Consider the following 3223-nt stretch of genomic DNA (forward strand, 5'->3'; position numbering starts at 1 on the left):
TAAAATCCAAAAATAACACCTTAATAAATAACAAAAAAACAAACCTAAAATTAGCCCAAATCACAGATAGATGTTAGTTTTCCGAACATGACTGGGCGTATCCCTTAAGTAAATAATCTCTTAGAACGTTGGTTGCCCAAATGCGAAATTGGGTACCCTGTTTTGAATTGACCCTATACCCTACAGACAGAATGGCATCAAGATTATAGTACTCAATTTCTCTTTTAACTTTCCTTCCAGACTCTATTTGAACTGTTGCATTTTTTGCAACAGTTGCTTCTTGCGTGAGTTCTCCTTCACTATAAATGTTTCGCAAATGTCTTGAAATAACCGATTTATCTCTGTTAAAGAGTTGGGCTATTTGATTAAGAGAAAGCCAAACGGTATCGTCATCTAACCTGACTTCGATATGCTCAGGCAATTCATCTGTTTGATATAGAATTATTTCGTTTTTCATACCGTTCAAATGGTTAGGCTCTTATAGTTTTCGCGCATATTTCTTATCAAGGCAACTTCTTTCATCATTTTTTCAGTTGAGTTTGAAATGCTTTCCCCTTTTCGGTAAGTCGGTATTTTTGAGTAGGACTTTTAGGAGAATCGGGTTGTGTCATTTCAATAAAATTCAACGCTAAAGATGGTTGCAGGTATTTTTGCACAAAGTTTCTTCTACCTTTTAAATTCAATTCTGTCATTATTGAGAGGACAGACATTTCGCCTTGAAAAATTCTTACTATTTCTTTTACTTGTGCCTCCACTTGTGCCTCTACTTGTTCCTTTACTTGTTCCTTTACTTGTTCCTCACTTAGTAACTCCGTATCATCCTCGCTCAAATCCCACGCATTGGGGAATGTCATTCGTAAAAAGTTTTCGGAGAATTTGAAACAATTGGGCAGAATATTATTTTTCAACCTGTCTTTTATTTGCAATTGCGTAGCATTGGTGTTTTCAATTCCTTTGATTGTACCATTGTCATTAACCCCAATGTAAATAATACCACCTTCGCGACTATTTAAAAATGCAACCACCTCTTTCTCCAACGAATCGGTTAAAATAGCCTTGAGTTCTATTCTATGTGACTCTTTTATCATAAAATACTTTTATAGTTTTCTCGAATAGTATCGGCCAATTTAATAGCCTCCTCATTCAGCCCCTCCAACTCAATATGAATCTCCTTTAAGCGTTCTTCATAGTCGTAGTCTTCATCTTCGCTCAGACTGACGCCTACATATCTGCCTGGGCTAAGGCTCCAGTCCTTGGCTTCAATTTCGGCTTGGGTTACCACCTTGCACAGCCCTTCCACATCGGTATAAACACCTTGTGGGAAACGGCTGGTGAGCCAGTGGGACTGCTTGAAGAAATATTCGGTTTCGTGCAGCAAGCCAGGTTCTTCCTCCTCTGGATTGCCGCTTAGTAGTTGCTGCAACTCTTTGATTTCGTTAAGCAGTTCCCTTACGTTCAGCTTCTGCCACTCCTTGTTCTTATTTAATTGGTACTCCTTGGTAAGAGCTGCAATGGAATCTATCAGCTCTTTAATTATCTTATCTTGGGGTTTGCGTAGGTTTTTGCATTGAAGCGCAACAGCCTCTAAATCTTTTTCAACAGATGAAACATTTTTTGTGGAATCAACAAGCTGGTTCTGTAACTCGTAAAGAGTATTCTCATCAAATTGCCCTTTTCTTATTCTATTCCCAATGGGAAAATCGGGAATGTTTTTGCTGTCGGCAAAAAACCTGTCAACCCTATCAATGTTGGCATTTAAAGCCTTGTTAAGTTTTTGTGTTGTTTCGGCTACTTGCTTTGCGAGTTTCACCGATTGTTCAAGGTAATTATTTATGGTATCTTTTAACTTTATAGTATCGCCACGGTAAAGGTGAACAATGCAAACAAGGTTTTGAAGCTGCTCGGGGCTAAAGTCGTTTACCTTACTGGTTACCTTGCGGTAAATTTTGCGGGCATCGAGCATTAGCACTTTGTCTTATTTCTGCTCATCTCTCTCCTTTGCCCTATCGAAAAACCAAAGCGTACAGGGCAATGAGCGTGTATAGAAGAAGTTGTTGCCAATGGCAACCATCACATCAACCGCACCTGTTTTAACCAATTTCTGGCGGATCTCCCTTTCGCTGTGCCCGGCATCGCTGGCCGATGATGCCATTACAAAACCTGCTCGTGCGGTTGGCTTAAGGTATGAGTAAAAATATTGTATCCACAGGTAGTTGGCGTTATCATTCTTCGGTAAACCAAAGGGTAATCGGGGATCCTTCTTTACCGCATCCTTTGCCTTATCAACCCCATCAACATTGAACGGTGGATTGGCCATTACAAAATCGCACTTTCCCACAAGGTTATGCTTATCCTCGTAAAAGGTGTTCCCCTCCTGAATTTTTCCTTCCAACCCGTGAACCGCCAGGTTCATTTTAGCCAGCTTAGTGTTGAGTTCGGCTTTCTCCTGACCGTAAAATGTCACCTTTTCGGCAGGTTTATCGCCTTCGTCCTCAATAAAATAACCAGTTTGTACAAACATTCCCGCACTGCCACAAGCGGGGTCGAACACCGTACCGTGGTTTGGCTCAATAATATTTACAATGGTTTGCACTAGGCTCATTGGTGTGAAGAACTCGCCGCCCTCCTGTGCGCCTGTCATGGCAAACTTATTCAGAAAGTACTCGTAAATTTTCCCGAACAAATCACCATTGGCTTTCTGCAGCACCTCCTTATTGAATATGCGAAGAAGTTCGTGCAGTAGGTCTTGACTAAAGATTGTATAATTCTTAGGAAGCACGCCAGTTAGGTTATCGTACTCCTCCTCAATGGCTTTCATGGCACTATCAATGGCTTCGCCAATGCTTGCACCTTCGGGTAATGACACGAGGTAGTCGAACTGCGCTTTTTCGGGCAGGAACATGGAGTTCTTCTCTTCAAAATCCTTTTTTGTGAGAGCGCGCCTTCCCCTTTGCGGATGGACTGGCAAGTCCTTTTCTACTTCAACCTTTACTTTTAGAAATCGGTTGTATGCGTGACGGAGAAATATCAGCCCTAAAACGGGCATTGAGTATTCCGATGCTGTTAGTTTACTGTTAGCTCTGAGTTGATCGGCTGCACGCCAAAGTTCGGCCTCTAGTTTACGTGTATTAGCCCCTTAAATCATCGGACGAGGATATAGATTAAAATCTGTACTTTTATGATGATGAAAAAACGAAGTTTTACCAAGGAAGAGAAGCTGCGA

The 3223-nt window shown here is 41.2% G+C and carries 4 protein-coding genes and 1 pseudogene; all 5 read right to left on the reverse strand.

The genetic code is table 11. The features are described 5' to 3' along the window. Window positions 1–73: 73 nt before the first annotated feature. Window positions 74–457 carry a virulence RhuM family protein gene (locus tag G8O23_RS17105; protein WP_166367129.1) on the reverse strand — a complete coding sequence of 128 codons (384 nt, stop codon included), beginning with the start codon at window positions 455–457 and terminating at the stop codon, window positions 74–76. Between the two features lie 64 nt (window positions 458–521). After that, on the reverse strand, window positions 522–1088 hold the full coding sequence (locus G8O23_RS17335; protein ID WP_219932589.1) for an AlbA family DNA-binding domain-containing protein: 567 nt from the start codon (window positions 1086–1088) through the stop codon (window positions 522–524). After that, window positions 1085–1963: a hypothetical protein gene (locus G8O23_RS17340; RefSeq protein WP_219932591.1), complete on the reverse strand. Its 879-nt coding sequence runs from the start codon at window positions 1961–1963 to the stop codon at window positions 1085–1087. Before G8O23_RS17340 ends, G8O23_RS17335 begins: the two co-directional genes overlap by 4 nt. A gap of 12 nt (window positions 1964–1975) precedes the next feature. After that, window positions 1976–2707, reverse strand: a complete 732-nt coding sequence (locus G8O23_RS17485; protein ID WP_317169014.1) for an HsdM family class I SAM-dependent methyltransferase — start codon at window positions 2705–2707, stop codon at window positions 1976–1978. 33 nt (window positions 2708–2740) lie between these two features. Beyond that, a pseudogene (locus G8O23_RS17490) lies at window positions 2741–3106 on the reverse strand (type I restriction-modification system subunit M N-terminal domain-containing protein); the annotation flags it as partial. Window positions 3107–3223: the final 117 nt, after the last annotated feature.

The sequence above is a fragment of the Perlabentimonas gracilis genome (genome assembly GCF_011174675.1).
In the GTDB taxonomy this organism is placed as follows: Bacteria; Bacteroidota; Bacteroidia; order Bacteroidales; family Tenuifilaceae; genus Perlabentimonas; species Perlabentimonas gracilis.

Coding starts and splice junctions, on each gene's coding strand:
- G8O23_RS17105 (WP_166367129.1), bottom strand. CDS start 457: ATGAAAAACGAAATAATTCTATATCAAACAGATGAATTGCCTGAGCAT.
- G8O23_RS17335 (WP_219932589.1), bottom strand. CDS start 1,088: ATGATAAAAGAGTCACATAGAATAGAACTCAAGGCTATTTTAACCGAT.
- G8O23_RS17340 (WP_219932591.1), bottom strand. CDS start 1,963: ATGCTCGATGCCCGCAAAATTTACCGCAAGGTAACCAGTAAGGTAAAC.